The organism is Ralstonia psammae (assembly GCF_958405935.1).
Taxonomy (GTDB): Bacteria; Pseudomonadota; Gammaproteobacteria; order Burkholderiales; family Burkholderiaceae; genus Ralstonia; species Ralstonia psammae.
Genome location: NZ_CATZBU010000001.1, coordinates 284,384 through 301,891, shown reverse-complemented (window position 1 = coordinate 301,891; position 17,508 = coordinate 284,384). Strand labels below are relative to the sequence as shown.

At 65.5% G+C, this 17,508-nt stretch carries 16 protein-coding genes; all 16 read right to left on the bottom strand.

The genetic code is table 11. The annotated features are described in order from the left end of the window. Positions 1-79 precede the first annotated feature (79 nt). A complete protein-coding gene (locus R2N16_RS01440; protein WP_316663755.1) occupies positions 80-958 on the bottom strand; it encodes a M48 family metallopeptidase in 879 nt (292 codons plus the stop codon). After that, entirely contained in the window at positions 955-1,707 is a 753-nt protein-coding gene (locus tag R2N16_RS01435) for a lysophospholipid acyltransferase family protein (RefSeq protein ID WP_316663754.1), read from the bottom strand. The genes R2N16_RS01440 and R2N16_RS01435 overlap by 4 nt, the downstream gene beginning before the upstream one ends. Positions 1,708-1,718: 11 nt before the next feature. Beyond that, a complete protein-coding gene (gene gmhB / locus R2N16_RS01430) occupies positions 1,719-2,297 on the bottom strand; it encodes a D-glycero-beta-D-manno-heptose 1,7-bisphosphate 7-phosphatase (RefSeq protein ID WP_316663753.1) in 579 nt (192 codons plus the stop codon). 31 nt (positions 2,298-2,328) lie between these two features. After that, positions 2,329-4,422, bottom strand: coding sequence for a glycine--tRNA ligase subunit beta (gene glyS / locus R2N16_RS01425; RefSeq protein WP_316663752.1), 2,094 nt, complete (start codon positions 4,420-4,422; stop codon positions 2,329-2,331). 86 nt (positions 4,423-4,508) lie between these two features. After that, positions 4,509-5,168, bottom strand: a complete 660-nt coding sequence (locus R2N16_RS01420; RefSeq protein ID WP_316663751.1) for a hypothetical protein — start codon at positions 5,166-5,168, stop codon at positions 4,509-4,511. Continuing rightward, positions 5,165-6,151 carry a glycine--tRNA ligase subunit alpha gene (gene glyQ, locus R2N16_RS01415; protein WP_316663749.1) on the bottom strand — a complete coding sequence of 329 codons (987 nt, stop codon included), beginning with the start codon at positions 6,149-6,151 and terminating at the stop codon, positions 5,165-5,167. The genes R2N16_RS01420 and glyQ overlap by 4 nt, the downstream gene beginning before the upstream one ends. 176 nt (positions 6,152-6,327) lie before the next feature. Next, on the bottom strand, positions 6,328-7,839 hold the full coding sequence (gene lnt, locus R2N16_RS01410) for an apolipoprotein N-acyltransferase (RefSeq protein ID WP_316664209.1): 1,512 nt from the start codon (positions 7,837-7,839) through the stop codon (positions 6,328-6,330). Between the two features lie 64 nt (positions 7,840-7,903). Continuing rightward, positions 7,904-8,797 carry a CorC family transporter gene (locus tag R2N16_RS01405; protein WP_316663748.1) on the bottom strand — a complete coding sequence of 298 codons (894 nt, stop codon included), beginning with the start codon at positions 8,795-8,797 and terminating at the stop codon, positions 7,904-7,906. 162 nt (positions 8,798-8,959) lie between these two features. After that, positions 8,960-10,207, bottom strand: coding sequence for a hypothetical protein (locus R2N16_RS01400; protein WP_316663747.1), 1,248 nt, complete (start codon positions 10,205-10,207; stop codon positions 8,960-8,962). Between the two features lie 372 nt (positions 10,208-10,579). Beyond that, positions 10,580-11,392 (bottom strand): rRNA maturation RNase YbeY, encoded by an 813-nt coding sequence (gene ybeY, locus R2N16_RS01395; protein ID WP_316663746.1) that lies wholly within the window; start codon positions 11,390-11,392, stop codon positions 10,580-10,582. 12 nt (positions 11,393-11,404) lie between these two features. Further along, complete coding sequence (locus R2N16_RS01390; protein WP_316663744.1) at positions 11,405-12,400, bottom strand: PhoH family protein; 996 nt, start codon at positions 12,398-12,400, stop codon at positions 11,405-11,407. A gap of 21 nt (positions 12,401-12,421) precedes the next feature. Beyond that, positions 12,422-13,792, bottom strand: a complete 1,371-nt coding sequence (gene miaB / locus R2N16_RS01385; RefSeq protein WP_316663743.1) for a tRNA (N6-isopentenyl adenosine(37)-C2)-methylthiotransferase MiaB — start codon at positions 13,790-13,792, stop codon at positions 12,422-12,424. A 52-nt stretch (positions 13,793-13,844) separates the two neighbouring features. Next, positions 13,845-14,258 carry a hypothetical protein gene (locus tag R2N16_RS01380; protein WP_316663742.1) on the bottom strand — a complete coding sequence of 138 codons (414 nt, stop codon included), beginning with the start codon at positions 14,256-14,258 and terminating at the stop codon, positions 13,845-13,847. Between the two features lie 90 nt (positions 14,259-14,348). After that, the gene (locus R2N16_RS01375; protein WP_316663741.1) at positions 14,349-15,347 is read right to left on the bottom strand and encodes an NAD(P)/FAD-dependent oxidoreductase; all 999 of its coding nucleotides are present in this window, start codon (positions 15,345-15,347) and stop codon (positions 14,349-14,351) included. A 119-nt stretch (positions 15,348-15,466) separates the two neighbouring features. After that, positions 15,467-16,387, bottom strand: coding sequence for an OmpW/AlkL family protein (locus R2N16_RS01370; RefSeq protein ID WP_316663739.1), 921 nt, complete (start codon positions 16,385-16,387; stop codon positions 15,467-15,469). 211 nt (positions 16,388-16,598) lie between these two features. Further along, a complete protein-coding gene (locus R2N16_RS01365; protein ID WP_316663738.1) occupies positions 16,599-17,504 on the bottom strand; it encodes a DUF1571 domain-containing protein in 906 nt (301 codons plus the stop codon). Between the last annotated feature and the right edge of the window lie 4 nt (positions 17,505-17,508).

Genomic DNA, 17,508 nt, shown 5'->3' with positions numbered 1-17,508 from the left:
TTTGCTGCCCCGCCGCATTCCTCGCATTTCAGCCCATCGCCCGAGCATGAACATCGCGTTGCGGTGCGGGCGGGACGAGTCAGAACGCCGGCAAGTATTCCGGCGGATGCGAGCGCAGCTGCTCCCGCGCCTCACGAAACTCAGGAAAGATCGACTCCACCGTGTCCCAGAAGCGCGGGCTGTGGTTCATCTCCTTGAGATGCGCCAGCTCATGCGCAACCACGTAGTCGATCAAGCTCAGAGGGAAATGCACGAGGCGCCAGTTCAGACGGATCTTGCCGTCGGCCGTGCAGCTTCCCCAGCGCGTGGCGGCTGAGGACAGCGCATACGCGCTATGCCGCACGCCCAGGCGCTCGGCATACACCTCAAGCCGCTCGCCGAACAGGCGCCTTGCCTGCGTCTGCAGCCAGCCTTGCACGCGGTCCTTGATCTGTTGCTCGGTGGTGGCGGGCGGCAGGCCCAGGTGCAGCACACTGCTGTCGGCATCGAACATCAACGCGCCGATGGGCGATTCCAGCTTGAGCGTGATCGTCTTGCCGAGGAACGGCAGCGCGGCGCCGTCCTGCCACTCCATGGGCGGCAGCATGCGGTGCGCGGCGTTCGTGCGCCATTCGGCCAGCTTGGCGAAGATCCACTTCTGCTTTTCGGCGATGGCGTGTTCGATCTCGGCGAGCGTGACCCAGCGCGGTGCCGTGATCGATAAGCCGCGGTCATCGATGACAAAGCCGATGGTGCGCCGCGACGAACGCTTGAGGTTGTAGATGAGCGCGCGCTCGCCCAGCGTCAGGCGGCGCTGGTCGGGGCCGAGCGGTGCGGTGGAAAAGTCGAGTGCGTGTGGAGCGAGGAGGGATGCGTCAGGCGGCTGCGAAGGCGACGGGGCTTCGGGCGCGAGCAGCGGCAGCTCTAGCTGGACGCTGTCGGCGGTGGTGGGCGAAGTCGGTGGGCGCAGCAGTTTCATGCGTGCTCGCGGTAGCTATCGGCGTCGATTCTACGCATTTCTGCTTCGATCCACGCTTCGACTTCGCGGTTAAGTTCGTCGCTGGTCTTGCCGGCCGTCGAGATGGCCGGACCGACCGACAGCGTGATCAGGCCCGGATGCTTCAGGAACGAATTGCGCGGCCATACGCGGCCGGAGTTGTGGGCGATGGGGATGACCCATGCGCCGGTATCCACGGCAAAGCGCGCGCCGCCGCTCTTGTAGCGCGGCTTCGGGTCGCCCGAGCGCGTGCGCGTGCCTTCCGGAAACATGATCACCCACGCGCCTTCGGCCAGGCGTTCCTTGCCCTGGCGGGCGACCGAGGCAAATGCGTTGGCGCCGTCCTTGCGGTTGATGTGCACCATTTTGAGCATGCCCAGCGCCCAGCCGAAGAAGGGCACATACAGCAGCTCGCGCTTGAACACGTAGCACAGCGGCCGCGGCATGGTCGCGACATAGGCCATGGTTTCCCAGGCCGACTGATGCTTGGAGAGCAGCACCACCGGCTTGTTGGTGGCGACGGCTTCTTCGATGTGCTCCCAGCCCTGGTATTGCCAGCGGATGCCGAGCAGCCAGCGCGCCATCCAGATGGCGGATTTGGTCCAGCCCGACACCATCCAGAACCGGCGGGCCGGATTCATGAACGGAAACACGATGAAGCAGGCCACCGCATAGATCGGCGTCCAGACGATCAGGAAAACCAGGTACAGCAGCGAACGGATAAAAGTCATTGGGGGCGAATTCAAGGGGCGCGCGTGGGCATGCCCTGGGGCGCGGGGGACAGCAGCGAACGCGCAAACGCTCGCAGGTCCTCGTGAATCTGGGTGCCCGGGGGCAGGTTGCCGGCATCGCGGGTCTTGGCGCCCTTGCCGGTCAGTACGAGGTGCGGTATGGCGCCGACTTCGGCGCCGGCTTGCAGGTCACGCAGCGAATCGCCGACCACCGGCACGCCGGTCAGATCGATGTCGAAGCGACGCGCGATCTCACGGAGCATGCCGGACCTGGGCTTGCGGCACTCGCAGGCGTCGGCGGCAGTGTGCGGGCAGAAGAAGACGGCATCGACGCGCCCGCCGTAGCTGGCGAGCGCCTTGTACATCTTCTCGTGCATGGCGTTGAGCGCGGCGGCCTCGAACAGCCCGCGTCCGATGCCCGACTGATTGGTGGCCACCACCACCTGGTAGCCGGCCTGGTTCAGCTCGGCAATGGCCTCCAGGCTGCCGTCGAGGGCGATCCACTCGTCGGGCGACTTGATGAACTGGTCGCTGTCGTGGTTGATGACGCCATCGCGGTCGAGAATCACCAGTTTGGGAACATGGGGCATGGTGGGCTCCGAACGGTGCTTGGGGGGGCGATCAGGCGGCCAGCTTGGAAATGTCCGCCACGCGGTTCATCAAGCCGTGCAGTTCACCCAGCAGCGCGAGGCGGTTGTCGCGCAGCGCGGTGTCGTCGGCCATCACCATCACGCCGTCAAAGAAGGTGTCGACCGCTTCGCGCAGGCCGGCCAGCGTTTTGAGTGCGGTGGTGAAATCGCCGCGTGCAAAGGCATCGTGCACCTGCGGCTCCGACGAAGTCACGGCCTGGTGCAGCGCGCGCTCAGCGTCTTCCTTGAGCAGTTGCGGCTGCACCGCGCCGACAGCCACATCCGTCTTCTTCAGGATGTTGGTGATGCGCTTGTTGGCGGCGGCCAGCGCTTCGGCCTGCGGCAGGGCAGCGAAGGCGCGCACGGCTTGAAGGCGCGCGACGATGTCGTCCAGGCGCTGCGGGCGTTGGCTGACGACGGCTTCCACCTCGTTGGTGCTGTAGCCCTTGTCCTTCAGATAGCCGCGCAGGCGGTCGTACAGGAAGTCGGAGATGGCGGTCAGGTCCGGTTTGACGGCGGCGATGCCATCGAAGCTGGCAGCGGCAATCTGCAGTGCATCGTCGATCGTGAGCGCGAGCGGCTTCTCGATCAGCATGCGCAGGATGCCCAGCGCGTGGCGGCGCAGCGCGAACGGGTCTTTCTCACCCGTGGGCGACAGGCCGATGCCCCAGATACCGACCAGCGTTTCCAGCTTGTCGGCCAGCGCCACCACGGTACCCGTGGCGGTGCTGGGCAGCGCGTCGCCCGCAAAACGCGGCTGATAATGCTCGGAGCAGGCCAGCGCCACGTCGTCGGGTTCGCCGTCGTGACGGGCGTAGTAGGTGCCCATCGTGCCCTGCAGCTCGGGGAACTCGCCCACCATGTCGGTCAGCAGATCGGCCTTGGCCAGCAACGCGCCGCGCGAGGCGTGCGCCACATCCGCGCCGAGCTTCTCGGCCAGTTGGCCGGCGATGGCTTGCAGGCGCGACACACGCTCAAGCTGCGTGCCGATCTTGTTGTGATAAACCACGCGGGAGAGCAGCGGCACACGGTCGGCCAGGGGCTTCTTCTTGTCCTGCTCAAAGAAGAAGCGGGCGTCGGCCAGGCGCGGGCGGACCACGCGCTCGTTGCCTTGAATGATGGCCTCGGGCGTGCCCGTGGCGATGTTCGAGACGATCAGGAAGCGGTTGCGCAGATGGCCTTGTGAATCTGTCAGCGCAAAGTACTTCTGGTTGGTCTGCATGGTCAGGATCAGGCACTCCTGCGGCACGGCGAGGAAGGCTTCCTCGAAATGGCACGGGTAGACCACGGGCCATTCGACCAGCGCGTTCACCTCATCAAGCAGCGCTTCGGGCATCACCACCGTATCGGCCTCGGCGGTCTTGAGCAGTTCGGCGCGGATGGCCTCCTTGCGCTTGCCATAGCTGGCGATGACCTTGCCCTGCGACTCCAGCGTGCTCGCATACGACGTGGCGTCTTTGATGACGATTTCGCCGGCCGACAGGAAACGGTGGCCCATTGTCACGTTGCCCGATTGCAGGCCAAAGGCGCTGACAGGGATGACTTCACTATCGAGCAGCGCGATTAGCTTGTGCGCCGGGCGCACGAATTGCACGTTCTCGCCGTTCGGGCGCTGATACGTCATCACCTTCGGGATCGGCAGGTTGGCGATGGTCTGCGCGAGTGCAGTCTGCAGGCCGTCGGCCAGCACGGCGCCGCGTGCGGTGTAGCGATAGAACAGCGCTTCGGCCTTGCCGTCCGGCGCGCGTTCGAGCGATTCGGGGGCGATGGCGTCCACGCCCACCGTCTTGGCCAGCGCAGCCAGCTTCTTGACGAGCGGCGCCGCGGGCTTGCCCTCGGCATCGAAGGCGATGGTCACGGGCAGCACCTTCTCGCGCAGTTCGCGATCGGGCGCGGTGCGGCGCACGCCGGTGATCGATGCGGCCAGGCGGCGCGGCGTGGCAAAACCTTCCACGGCGGCGCCCTCTTCGAGCAGGCCTTGTGCCGACAGACCGTCAAACAGGCCGCGCGCAAACGCCTCGCCCAGGCGGGCCAGCGCCTTGGGCGGCAGTTCTTCGGTCAGCAGTTCGATCAGGAGGGTGGACATAGCGTTTGAATCGGTGACGTCGTTGTTCTGCGCCGCTGGGTGTTCAGATCAGGTGCGGCGGTACGTTGTGTTGTTCGGTTCGGTAATCAGCAGGGCGAGCCGGGCACGGGCTCCACGCCCGAGAGCAGCCACACGCCGTTCTGCTGCTGGAACTGCAATTGCGTGCCGGCACACTGGCCCGGCGGAGGCGGCGGTGCAATCGGCGCGGGAGTGATGCCGGGCGCGGCTGCATCGCGGTGCAGGAAGCGGGCCGACAGCAAACCGCGTCGCGCGTCGTAGCGCACCTCTTGCAGCGTGCCGGACACGTTGAATTCCAGACGGCTCGGCAGTTGCCCCGCCGAGCGGAATACACGCGCACGGCGCTGCGCCTTTGCGCCGGTGCCTTGCCACTCCACCCACGTGAGCGGGAAGCGCAGGGCCGTTGCATACGTGCGCAGCGGCACGCGATGCCAGCCGAGGTCACGCGCGCCGGACAGATCGCAGGCCATCGTGCGCGCCAGGCTCGTCCATTGGTCGAGCGACGGCGGAGGCGGCGTCCAGGCCGTGCTCAGCGCTTGCTGCAGCGGCTTGGAATCGGCCACGCAAAGCTGCGTTAGGGCGTTGGGCACGACGAAAACCTTCTCCGTCGATGCCGCCTTGGAGGTGCGATGCCGCGCCGCTTGCGCAACGCTGGCCGGTAGCGCCAGCGCGGCGATGGACGCTGCCGTCAGCAGCGCCAGGCCACGCCGTGCTAGGTTGGCCGTCATGCAGCCTCCGTGGTCTTGGCGGCCGCAGCGGCCGTGCCGCACATCGGAAAACCCAGGCGCTCGCGCGAGTCGTAGTAAGCCTGCGCAACCAGGCGCGACAGGTTGCGGATGCGACCGATGTACGCTGCGCGCTCGGTCACCGAAATGGCGCCACGTGCGTCCAGCAGGTTGAAGGTGTGGCCGGCCTTGAGCACTTGCTCGTAGGCGGGCAGGGCCAGTTGCACGACGGGTGCACCGCCGTCGGAAGCGGCATCCTCTTCTGCGCGCACGCCCATCAGGCGCTTGGCTTCGGCTTCGTGCTCGGCAAAGCGGCGGAACAGCACGGTCGTGTCGGCCTGCTCGAAGTTGTAGGTCGATTGCTCGACCTCGTTCTGATGGTAGACATCGCCGTAGGTCAGTCGGCGCTTCACGAGGCCGTTCGGGCCGGGCTCTTCCCACTCGGTCCAGACCAGGTCGTAGATGTTCTCGACCTGCTGCAGGTACATCGCCAGGCGCTCGATACCGTAGGTGATCTCACCGGTCACGGGCTTGCAGTCCAGGCCGCCGACTTGCTGGAAGTACGTGAACTGCGTGACTTCCATGCCGTTGAGCCACACCTCCCAACCAAGGCCCCAGGCGCCGAGCGTGGGGTTCTCCCAGTCGTCTTCCACAAAGCGCACGTCGTTCTGCTTCAGGTCCAGGCCCAGCGCTTCCAGCGAACCGAGGTACAGGTCGAGGATGTTTTCCGGCGCCGGCTTGAGCACCACTTGGTACTGGTAGTAATGCTGCAAGCGATTCGGGTTCTCGCCGTAGCGACCGTCCTTGGGGCGGCGCGACGGTTGCACGTAAGCGGCACGCCAAGGCTCGGGGCCGATCGCGCGCAGGAAGGTGTGCACGTGCGACGTGCCGGCGCCGACTTCGAGGTCGATCGGTTGCAGCAGGGCGCAGCCCTGGGCGTCCCAGTACGACTGCAGCTTGAGGATGAGTTGCTGGAAGGTGAGCATGGTGGTACCCGTTGGTCCGCGGCAGCACGGAACGATACGTTGCGCCGCGTGACGGTGGAATGCAGCGGCGGGCACGAGAAGCGCCTGGCTCCGTGCCCGCCGTAAAACGTTGAATTTTAGCGTTTTTTGTCAGCGACTCCGGAAAGTGGCTCGAAAGCCCTTCGGTCGCTGAACGATCAATCTGTGGATGCCCGACGGCGGCGCGCACATGCCACCAACAGAACCAGCGCGCCCAGGCCCAGCGCGGGTGCGTTGCCGGCCCGCACGAATGGCGTCAGACCTTGCATGCCTTGCACGTCCGCCTGCAGTGTGCCGAGCGTGAAGACGGGCAGGCGCGCCTGCACGCTGCCGTCCGGCCGCACCACGGCGGTCGCGCCCGTGTTGGTGGCGCGCAGCATCGGTCGGCCCGTTTCCAACGCGCGCATGCGCGAGATCTGCAGGTGCTGGTCCAGCGCGATCGTGTCGCCAAACCACGCCAGGTTCGTCACATTGGCGAGCATCGTGGCGGGCTGGTCCGCATGCCGCAGCGAGGCGGCAATTTCCTCGCCAAACAAATCCTCGTAGCAGATGTTGGGAGCGACGCGTTGGTCGGCCACTGCCATGGGCGGTTGCACGGGCAGGCCGCGCCGGAAGTCGCCCAGCGGCATGTTCATCATGTTGACGAACCAGTGGAAGCCGAAGGGGATGAACTCGCCGAAGGGCACGAGATGGTGCTTGTTGTAGCGGTACACGCCCTGAAATTGCGGGCCGACGCCGAACACGCTGTTGGTGTAATCGACGCGTGAGTCCTCGCTGGCGGCACCAAAAAGCACGCTGGAGCCGGTGGTATCCACATAGGTGCGGATGGCCAGCGCAATCTCCTGCGGCATCTCTTGAATCATGATCGGGAAGGCCGTCTCGGGCGTGACCACGAGTTGTGCGGGCTTCTCGGTAACCATCTTGGTGTACAGCTCCAGCGAGCGCTCGATGCCGGTCTGCTGGAACTTTACGTCCTGCGGCACGTTGCCCTGCAAGAGGCGCACGGAGATCGGCTTGCCCACCGGCTGCGTCCACGCAATGCCGTGCAGCGGCCAGCCGGCCACCAGCACGAGCGCACCCGCGAGGCCCGCCAGCCAATGCAGGCGGCGCTCGGCAGCGACGCACAGCAGACCGGCCAGCACGGCCGCGATCAGCACGATGCCGTATACGCCCACCAGCGGCGCGTAGCCGGCCAGCGGGCCATCGGTGTGTGCGTAGCCGCCGTTGATCCAGGGGAAGCCCGTCCAGACTGTGCCGCGCAGCCATTCCGTGATGGCCCATGCCGAGCCAAATACCAGCGCGGATACGGTACCGGAACACCGCCCGCGTCTTGTCAGCCACTGCCACGTCCACACCGCCAGCGCCGGATGCAGTGCCAGGTAGCCGGCGAACAGCAGCACCGCCAGCGCAGCCATCCACGCCGGCATGTCGCCGTAGACGTGCATGCTGATATAGAGCCACCAGATGCCCGACAGGAACCAGCCGAGCCCGAAGGCATAACCGACCCACGCCGCATCCCGCAAGCGCGGCGCGCGCTGCACCAGCGCGGCCAGCCCCGTCAGCGAGAGGATCTGCAGCCACCACCAGTGGTTCGGCGCGAACGACAGCGTATGCATGACGCCAAGCAGTGCTGCCAGCGGCGTCGCAAAACGCAGCCGCGCGAGCGGCACAGCGTGGGCGTCCTGCCGACGGGACGGTGCGGCAGGGGAAGAGAACTGAGCGGGCACGGAAGGATCAGGCGGGGTGGGAACCAGAGGTGTCAGCCGTGGCATTGCCGCCGGCCGGCGTGGTGAGGCGGCGCACGAGCAGCACCTGCACTTGGCGCGCATCGGCGCGCAGCACGTCGAACTGCAGCGTGCCCATGACGATCTTCTCGCCCCGGTGCGGCACGCGGCCCAGGTGGTTGGACAGCAGCCCGCCCACGGTATCGACATCTTCGTCGGAGAAATGCGTGCCGAAGGCTTCGTTGAACTGGCTGATCTCGGTCAGCCCGCGCACGCGCATGTGTCCATCGGCGGTCGGCAGGATGTTGTCTTCTTCCTGGTCGAAGTCGTATTCGTCTTCGATGTCCCCCACGATCTGCTCCAGCACATCTTCGATGGTGATGAGGCCGGCCACGCCGCCATATTCGTCAACGACAATGGCGATGTGGTTGCGGTTGACGCGGAAGTCGCGCAACAGGACGTTCAGTCGCTTCGATTCGGGGATGAACACGGCCGGGCGCAGCATGTCGCGCACGTCGAAGCCTTCGTCGGTGTAGAAGCGCAGCAGGTCCTTGGCGAGCAGGATGCCGATGATGTTGTCTCGGCTGCCTTCGTAGACGGGGAAGCGCGAATGCGCGGCTTCCTGCACAAAGGGGATGAATTCTGACGGCGCGTCGGCGATGTTGAGCGCATCCATCTGCGCGCGCGGGATCATGATGTCGCGCGCACACAGGTCTGAGACCTGGAAGACGCCTTCGATCATCGACAGGGAGTCGGCGTCGATCAGGCTGCGCGCATGGGCGTCTTGGAGGATTTCGAGCAGCTCGGCCCGCGATTCGGGCTCGGGCGAGATGAGGTCGGTCAGGCGTTCCAGCAGCGTACGGGGTTTGTCGGCTGGCTTCGGACTGGGATACGGATCATTCATGGCGCGGTCGCGCGTCGTTAAACATCGAGCCAGCATACACCAAAAGCCCTGCCGCCCCGATGAAGCGGGGTAGCCGTCCGGCCTCCAGAAGTGCAGTTTATTTCACATCCGGAGGCGGGGTTTGGGCGCGTTAAGGCGGACAATCTGCCGAGGGGGAAGCGGTCAGTCGTGCCCGCCCGCGCCGCCGCGTTGGCCGTTGCCCTGCGCGTTGCTGCCGTCGTTGCCTTGGTGATTGTCGTTCTGGCCCTGGTCGGCGTCGCCCTGACCATGATGCTGGCCGTGCCCGCCGGGGTCGTCACCCTCGCCGCCGCGATCGTGGTCTGCCCCGTGGTTGCCGTTACCGTTGCCCTCGCCGTAATGATGGCCGTTGTTGCTGTGGCTATCGTCGCCGCCGTGGTGCCCATGATGGCCGTGGTTGCCGTCGCCGCCGTGATCGTGATCGCCACCGTGGTTGCCGCTGCCGCCATGGTCGTGGTCGCCGCCGTGGTTGCCGCTGCCGCCATGGTCGTGGTCGCCACCGTGGTTGCCGTCGCCGCCATGGTCGTGGTCGCCGCCGTGGTTGCCGTTTCCGCCATGGTCGTGGTCGCCGCCGTGGTTGCCGTTTCCGCCATGATCGTGATCGCCACCGTGATGACCGCCGTGGTCATGATCGTGATCATGGTGGTGGCCGTGATGGTGCCCGCCTCCGTGGCAGCTTCCGCACGGCGATGGGACGGGCGATGGGCTCGGCGTGGGCGTTGGGGCTGGCGTCGGTGTTGGGGTGGGGCTCGGGCTCGGCGATGGGCTTGGCCCGGGGCTCGGTGTTGGTGCCGGCGTGGGGCCGGGGCTGGGCGATGCGCCAGGGGCGGGCGCGGGTGTCGGGCTGGGCTTGGTCGGCGGCGTGTTGTTGCCGCTGGGCGGCGGTGCGTCGTTGTTGCTGGTCGTCGTGGTCGCTGCCGGTGCCGGGTCGGCGGGATGCGAATTGCTGTGATACCGGCCCAGCGTGCTCGCGCCGCCGTAGGCTGTCCAGCGTCCGGCGATTTCCATGTCGACGCCCGCAAGCCAATGGTCGCCTGTGGCGCCGACGCCCACCAGTGCCTTGCTGCTCGCAAAGTCGTAGCCGCCGCCGATGAGCGCCTGCACGCTCGTGCTGCCCACCACCGCCTGCACGCGCGGCCGGATGGTGCCTTGCGCGATCATCAGGTTCACTTCTGCGCCCACCACGTTGTTGCTGTCGGAGATGTTGACCGTGCGGCAACCGACCACCGCACCCGGATGCCATGCGCCGTCGAACACGACGACGATGCCCGCATAGCACGATTGCTTGTGTTCCGCGTGCGCGATGCGCGGCGTGACCGCGAGCGCCGTGCCGACACCCACGCCAACCAGCAGCGTGGCCCACGGAATGCTGTCCATGAAGCGTTGACGCATGATGACCTCCCCGGATAGGCCGTGCCCGTCTGTGCGCGGGTTGGCCCATGGCGCTCGTTTGCGCCGAGTTCGTGAAGCGCGCTCGAGCGGCGGCTTATGCGTGGAGGATAGGAATCGCTACGGCAAAACCCATGCGCCATACGGAGAGCGGCGAGGGTGCCGGACGGCCGACGGCCTGTGCGACGTGTATGCGCGATTCGAACGGCGCGAGCATGCGCCAAATGGCGGAGGGAAACCCGCAAACCGTTGTCAGGGCTGGGTCTGCGTCAATGGGGGTTGATTCAGCGTTGAAACAGCATGGTGCAGGAATGGAACATGCAAAAGCAAAACGCCGGCGCGAGGCCGGCGTTTGAACATCAAGCGCGTGGCGCTTTAACGATCTGCGTACGGATCGGCAAAACCGAGGTCGCGGAGGATCTCCGTTTCGATGCCTTCCATTTCTTTCGCATCGGCCGGGTCTTCGTGGTCGTAGCCCTGGGCGTGCAGCGCGCCGTGCACGATCAGATGCGCGTAGTGCGCGAGCAGCGGCTTCTTCTGCTCCTTCGCTTCCTTTTCGACCACCGCGCTGCACAGCACGATGTCGGCGGAGACCGGGTCTTCTGCACTCTCTGCGTACGAGAAGGTCAGCACGTTGGTGGCGTAGTCCTTGCCGCGGTAGGTGCGGTTGAGCGTGCGGCCTTCTTCTTCGCCGACAAAGCGCACGTTGAGCTGCGCATCGGCAAACAGCGCCGGCGCGATCCACGCTTCGATGTCGCGTTCTTTCGGCAACGCCTTGCGAGTGGCAGCCTTGAGTTCATCGCCGTACTGGACCGTCAGGTCCAGCGTGAGCATCTCGGCGCCAGCGGTGTCGTCATCGAAGGCTTCTTCTGTGGAGTCTGCCAACTCGGCCGGCTGGGTCTCGATGCGCAACGTGATGCTGTCGTGGTGCTCGGGGCGCAGCGAGAGCATGGCGTGCATGTCGGCGTCGGCGTGCTCGGCAACCAGGGTGATCGCCCCATCCACGGTATTCGGCAGGCCCAGGATCAGGCTGCGGCCGTCGGCAAAGGCGATGCGCAGCGCGCTGGCGTCGACCGTCTTGGGTTTGCCTTGGGCGTCGAACACGTCGACGCGCGGGCCAAATGACTCAGCAGCTACGGGTTGGGTCTTCTTGGTTTTTGCTTTGGTATCGGTCTTTGCTTTAGCCACGTTCAGGCGTCCTTATGCATCTTTATGCTGGGCATGGAATTCGTCATAGGCCTCGACGATGCGGGCCACCAGTGGGTGCCGCACCACGTCGACGCTCGTAAAGCGCGTCATCGCCACGCCGCGCACGTCACGCAGCACGTGCTGCGCTTCGATCAGGCCGCTCTTCTGGCCGCGCGGCAGATCGATCTGCGTTGTGTCGCCGGTGATCACCGCCTTGGAGCCGAAGCCGATCCGCGTGAGGAACATCTTCATCTGTTCCGGCGTGGTGTTCTGGGCTTCGTCCAGGATGATGAAGGCGTGATTGAGCGTGCGCCCGCGCATGTACGCCAGTGGCGCGATCTCGATCATCTGGCGCTCGAACATCTTCTGCGTTTTGTCGAAGCCGAGCAGGTCGTACAGCGCGTCGTACAGCGGGCGCAGGTACGGGTCCACCTTCTGGGCGAGATCGCCGGGCAGAAAGCCCAGGCGTTCGCCGGCTTCCACGGCCGGGCGTGTGAGCACGATGCGCTTGACGGCGTCGCGCTCGAGCGCATCCACGGCGCAGGCCACGGCCAGATACGTCTTGCCCGTACCCGCCGGGCCGATGCCGAACGACAGGTCGTGCGAGAGGATGTTGCGCAGATATTCGCGCTGCATCGGCGTGCGGCCGTGCAGGTCGGTGCGTCGCGTATGCAGCACCGGCGACAGATCATTGCCGTCCGGCACGTCGGCGCTCGATTCCGGCAGGTAAGCGCCGTGTGCTGCCACCTGGCGGGTCTCCACCAGGCCAAGCTGGATATCGTCCACCGACAGCGGGTCGCGTGCGGCGCTGTTGTAGAACGTTTCCAGTGCGTTGGCCGCGCCTTGTGCGTTGGCGCCGCGCACGGTGAACTTGCTGCCGCGCCGGTTGATGGTCACGTCCAGCGCCTGCTCGATCTGGCGCAGGTTCTCGTCCAGCGGCCCGCACAGGTTCTGCAGGCGCGTGTTGTCGTTCTTGGGCGCTGTGAATTCTGCGATGGTGGGTTTCATCAAGTCAGGTCGTGTTGACGATCAGTGAGTCGCGCTGGCCGTACGTTGTTCCGCCACTTCGCCGCGCAGCGAATGCGGGAACGCGTGCACGATGCGCACGTCCAGCATCTGGCCGATCAGCTGGTCGCGGCGCGCCTGCGGCAGATCGGGCAGCGCGAAGTTGACGACGCGGTTGTTCTCGGTGCGGCCGTGCAGTTCGGTCGGATCCTTGCGCGACGGGCCTTCCACCAGAATGCGCTGCACGCTGCCGACCATGCCTTGGCTGATGCGCGCTACGTTCGCTTCGATGGTCGCCTGCAAATGTTTCAGGCGTTCGAGCTTGACGGCCTGCGGCGTATCGTCGTGCAGGTTGGCGGCAGGCGTGCCGGGGCGCGGGCTGTAGATGAAGCTGAACGAGGTGTCGTAGCCGATCTCGTGAATCAGGTCCATCGTTTTGGCGAAGTCCGCATCGGTCTCGCCTGGGAAGCCGACGATGAAGTCGGTGGCGATCGAGATGTTCGGCCGGATCGCGCGCAGCTTGCGGATGCTGCTCTTGTATTCCAGCACCGTGTAGCCGCGCTTCATCGCCATCAGGATGCGGTCGGAGCCATGCTGCACGGGCAGATGCAGGTGGTCGACCAGTTTTGGGTTGGTGGCATAGGCCTCGATCAGGCGCGAGGTGAATTCCTTCGGGTGGCTGGTCGTGTAGCGGATGCGCTCGATACCCGGAATCTCGGCCACGTATTCGAGCAGCAGCGCGAAATCCGCACGCTCGCTGGTGTCGCCCATCTTGCCGATGTACGCATTGACGTTCTGGCCCAGCAGCGTGACTTCACGCACGCCCTGGTCTGCCAGGCCGGCCACTTCGGCGAGCACGTCGTCAAACGGGCGCGAGACTTCTTCGCCGCGCGTGTAAGGCACCACGCAGTAGCTGCAGTACTTCGAGCAGCCTTCCATGATCGACACGAAGGCGCTGGCACCATCGACGCGCGCGGGCGGCAGGTGGTCGAACTTCTCGATCTCGGGGAAGGACACGTCGACCTGCGAGCGGCCCGTGCGGCGGCGTGCTGCAATGAGGTCCGGCAGGCGGTGCAGCGTCTGCGGGCCGAAGACGACATCCACGTAGGGGGCGCGCGCCACGATGGACGCGCCTTCCTGGCTGGCCACGCAGCCGCCCACGCCGACCACGAGGTCCGGCTTGAGCGCCTTGAGCGCCTTCACGCGGCCGAGTTCGGAGAACACCTTCTCCTGCGCCTTCTCGCGCACGGAGCATGTATTGAAGAGGATCACGTCCGCGTCTTCGGGCGTGTCGGTGGGGACGAGACCTTCAGCCGCGTTGAGCACGTCGGACATCTTGTCCGAGTCGTACTCGTTCATCTGGCAGCCGTAGGTTTTGATGAAGACTTTTTTCATGTGCCGTTCGCAGTGGTTGACCTGGGGGCACGTGCTTCGTGGGGCGTTCTAACTACTGAGACTGCGATTGCGCCTGACTTTGAGCAGCCACCGCAGCCTTGTAATCGTCATCGCTGACAACCCAGGCTGTCAGCAACTGCTGATACAGGTCGAGCTGGTAGCGCACCTTGAACGTCTGGCCGATCACTGAAGAGGTCGGCAGCAGGCGCCCATCCAGCGACAGAATCCGCACGCCTGGGGCAAAGCGGATGTCAGCGCTGCTGCTCCCGAAGCCCAACAGCAGGATGCGGACGACCCCTGTGCTGCCGGTACTCAGCGTGCCGGTATTGGCCGAATTGACGGTCAATTGGGCCGCCGAGGCCGTCGCCGGAATGTTGCGCAGAACCTGCGCATGGGACAGCAGCGGCGCCGATGCCGCAGCAACGGCAGCAAAGACTAGGGCGAGGACTTGGCGTCGGGTGCGCATGGCGTCGTCAGGAGAAAGCCACCGCCGGGTGAGCGACCCGGCACACGAAACACGAGACAACCCGATATTGTAGCGTTCCGGGACGAAGTCTTATAGCGCTTCGGCAATCTTGGCGGCCAGCGCAACACCGCTCAAGAACGCGGCTTCCACACGCGGGCCTTCGCACCAATCGCCGCAGGCACCCAGGCGGGCGGCGGCGTCCCAGTGGCAAGGCACGCCGGCCGACTGCTCGACCAGTGCGTGCGGCCACAGGTGCGCGGCCATCACATCGGGCTCCGGCGTGCCCGGGAAGGCCTCGGCAAAGCGGGCGTGCATGGCGTGCAGCGCCTGTTCAGGGGTGTCCTGGGCATGCGCGGCCGACCACCCCGGCGACGCATGCACCACCCAGGATTCATCGACCATGACACGGCCCGGCTTGGTGTTGTCGCGGGCGGCCCAGGCGAGCATGTCGTCGTCGATGCGGATGCCGTCATAGGGCAAGTCCAGGGGTTGCGCAAAACCCATCATCAGCGCCCAGCACGGGGCGTAGTGCACCGGGGCGATGGCCTCCTGCAGCGGGGCGGGCATGGCGCCATGAAACAGCGCCGGCAGTTCGGGTGAGGGCAGGGCCAGGGCGATGATGTCGGCGTGCGCGGGTTCCGTGCCGTTGCGCTCGATCGTCCAGCGCCGGCCATCGTGCGCAACACGCGTGACGGCATGGCCGAAACGCACATCCAACGGCGTAGCCAGGCTGCGCACCAGCGCGCCCATACCGGGCAGGCCGACGTAGCGGGCTTCGTCGCGCGAGTCGGCTTGCAGGGCATCGACCGTGCGATGGCCCCAGCGTGCGGGCCACGGGAGCACCGAGCCCTGACGGCCAGCGGCATCCACCGCGCGGCGGAAGGCCTCGCTGCGCACATTGAACGACTGCGCGCCGTGGTCGAATGCATACGCCGGGGCTGACTCTGGCAGCACCGTGGTGGCCAGCCGGCCCCCTACACCGCCCGAGCGCTCATAGACCGTGGTGGCAATGCCTTCTGCGGCGAGCGCGTTGGCACAGGCAACACCGGCAATGCCGGCTCCGACGATGGCGATGGAAGGCTGGGTCATGGGCGAGGTGGGTGAGGGGTAGTCAGCAGAATCCCGCCATCATATCGGCTCTGTCGACCCATGCCCCAATGAAAAACGCCACCCGGAGGTGGCGTCTTGCGCAACGGCAAATCGGTGGCTCAGAAGCGGTAGCCAACGTTCAGGCCGAACACCAGCGGGTCGACCTTGATGTCGGTCTTGTTGACCGCCAGCACCTGGCCTTGCTGGCTGCGGATCGTGATGGTCGAGGTGGTCTTCAACGGCAGGTACGACAGGGTGCCCGTGGCGATCCAGTTCTTGGCGAACTCATACGACACGCCGATGTTGGCGACCGGCGTCCACGAGCTGGACGTTTCCGCCGTCACCTTGGCCGGGCCCGTCGGAACCTGGCCCATGCCCAGCTGCAGCACCTGCCCCAGGTTCTGCAGGCCGTTGACGAAGTTCTGGTTCAGCTTCAGGTTGGTGAAGAAGTTGTAGCTGACACCTGCGCCGATGAACGGGCGCACCTTGCTTTCCTTCGTGCCGAAGTGATATTGCGCGACGATTGCCGGGCTCCATTCACGCACGGTGGCCACCGGGTTGTTCTGCGGCAGGCCCAGGTTGATGAGCGTCAGCGGCCCGATCACCGGCACCGGCGCGATCACGTTGCCGCTGCCGTACAGATTGAACTTGGGCGGTACACCACCGACGAACGTCGCGGCGATGTTGTCGGTAAAGAAGTGCGTGAACGTGAGCGACAGCGTATTGGCGTTACTGACTCGCACGTCAGTTCCAGGCGACTGATAAGTGCCCAGGCCCAGCGCGCCGGTCGTGGTGGTCAGCGGCGTGGCGGAATCCATCGGGCGGATGTAGAACCAGCCCAGCGCCATGATGTTGCGTCCCCAGACGTAGTTGTCCATGAAGCCACTGAACCCGCCACTGCTGCTGGCACCACTGCCGCTGCTGGCGCTTGCGGCCACATTGGCCTCTGCGGTGGATTGGGCGTGAGCCAGGGGGGCAGCAAGGGTGCTGGCGGCAGCGCAGGCAAGGGCTGCAGCAAAGCGGCGGGCAGTGCGGTTCATGTGGTTGTCTCTCTGGATTGGATTGTTATCACGCCTTGGTGTGGCGATTTGTGTTTCCGCAGCATAACGCAGCGTTTTTGTTCCGTTACGCTGCGATGACCGAAGTTTTCCTCTAGCTTGTACGCACGCAACAAGGGGTTTCCCCTAGTCACGTTTCATACTCTCCACCGGTCGGCGGAGCCTTGGCCCACAACGGTCTTCGGGCGGCAGTCTAAAATTTGTATTCCGGATTTTTAGGGTTGAAAGTCTGGTCGTTCCAGGTCTTGCGCGTCACGCTCTCGATGACGATTTTCTCGAGCTGATTGCCCGATTCGTCCCACGCTTCTTCAATGCGCACCCACGGGTTCTTGAGGTCGAAATACAGGCGCACGCGCTTGGCGTAGAACGTGGGCGGGCCGCTTGGCGCATCCCAGGTCAGACGCAGCATGCGTTCACCGTCTTCGGTCACCATCTTGGCTTCACTGAACTTGCCGCTGCCGCCGGCTGCCACGTGGGCACGTCCGTCGCGTTCGAGCGTATCGACGATGAATTGCAGCCCAAGCTCACGTGCCGTGTGGTTCGACTGCGATTTGGCCAGCGAGCCATCCAGCGCACTCCAGATCGCCACGAAACCGACGAGCCCGCCAAGGTGGCCGTACATCTCGTCTTTGCGCACGGTTTCGTCATAGATGATTTCCTGACCCGCGTGAGAACCCCCCTTGAGCCAGCGCGCGTAGACCTGACGCGGTGCGTTGCGGTAGCGGATGAGCATGAGCGCCGGTTGGCTTTGCCACTGGTCTTTCACGCGTTCCTGGCGGCGCATGCGGTATTCATATTCGGGCAGCTTGGCCACCTCGCTCTGGAGCCAACGCACCAGCGTTTCAGGCTTCATGGCCTGCGCCATGGCGAGGACGTTTTCGTCCGACCAGCCGGCGAACGCGTTGGCGTGCACCTGGCTGGCAAGCCAAGCCGTCTGCCGGGCGATGTCCATGGCGGCAAAGCTGCCGATGGCCGCCGATTGCGGTGGGGCCGTCGGCGCGGTTGCCGCAGGCGCGGAGGCATCCGGCGCGGCAGGCTGGGCCCAGGCGTGTGCGGCGCCCGCCAGCACCGTGGCCAGGGCGAGGGTACGCAATCGCATACAG

What these genes read in the sequence shown, in the direction of transcription:
- R2N16_RS01440 (WP_316663755.1), bottom strand. Translation starts at nt 958, where the DNA reads ATGAAACTGCTGCGCCCACCGACTTCGCCCACCACCGCCGACAGCGTC.
- R2N16_RS01435 (WP_316663754.1), bottom strand. Translation starts at nt 1,707, where the DNA reads ATGACTTTTATCCGTTCGCTGCTGTACCTGGTTTTCCTGATCGTCTGG.
- gmhB (WP_316663753.1), bottom strand. Translation starts at nt 2,297, where the DNA reads ATGCCCCATGTTCCCAAACTGGTGATTCTCGACCGCGATGGCGTCATC.
- glyS (WP_316663752.1), bottom strand. Translation starts at nt 4,422, where the DNA reads ATGTCCACCCTCCTGATCGAACTGCTGACCGAAGAACTGCCGCCCAAG.
- R2N16_RS01420 (WP_316663751.1), bottom strand. Translation starts at nt 5,168, where the DNA reads ATGACGGCCAACCTAGCACGGCGTGGCCTGGCGCTGCTGACGGCAGCG.
- glyQ (WP_316663749.1), bottom strand. Translation starts at nt 6,151, where the DNA reads ATGCTCACCTTCCAGCAACTCATCCTCAAGCTGCAGTCGTACTGGGAC.
- R2N16_RS01405 (WP_316663748.1), bottom strand. Translation starts at nt 8,797, where the DNA reads ATGAATGATCCGTATCCCAGTCCGAAGCCAGCCGACAAACCCCGTACG.
- R2N16_RS01400 (WP_316663747.1), bottom strand. Translation starts at nt 10,207, where the DNA reads ATGCGTCAACGCTTCATGGACAGCATTCCGTGGGCCACGCTGCTGGTT.
- R2N16_RS01390 (WP_316663744.1), bottom strand. Translation starts at nt 12,400, where the DNA reads ATGAAACCCACCATCGCAGAATTCACAGCGCCCAAGAACGACAACACG.
- miaB (WP_316663743.1), bottom strand. Translation starts at nt 13,792, where the DNA reads ATGAAAAAAGTCTTCATCAAAACCTACGGCTGCCAGATGAACGAGTAC.
- R2N16_RS01380 (WP_316663742.1), bottom strand. Translation starts at nt 14,258, where the DNA reads ATGCGCACCCGACGCCAAGTCCTCGCCCTAGTCTTTGCTGCCGTTGCT.
- R2N16_RS01375 (WP_316663741.1), bottom strand. Translation starts at nt 15,347, where the DNA reads ATGACCCAGCCTTCCATCGCCATCGTCGGAGCCGGCATTGCCGGTGTT.
- R2N16_RS01370 (WP_316663739.1), bottom strand. Translation starts at nt 16,387, where the DNA reads ATGAACCGCACTGCCCGCCGCTTTGCTGCAGCCCTTGCCTGCGCTGCC.
- R2N16_RS01365 (WP_316663738.1), bottom strand. Translation starts at nt 17,504, where the DNA reads ATGCGATTGCGTACCCTCGCCCTGGCCACGGTGCTGGCGGGCGCCGCA.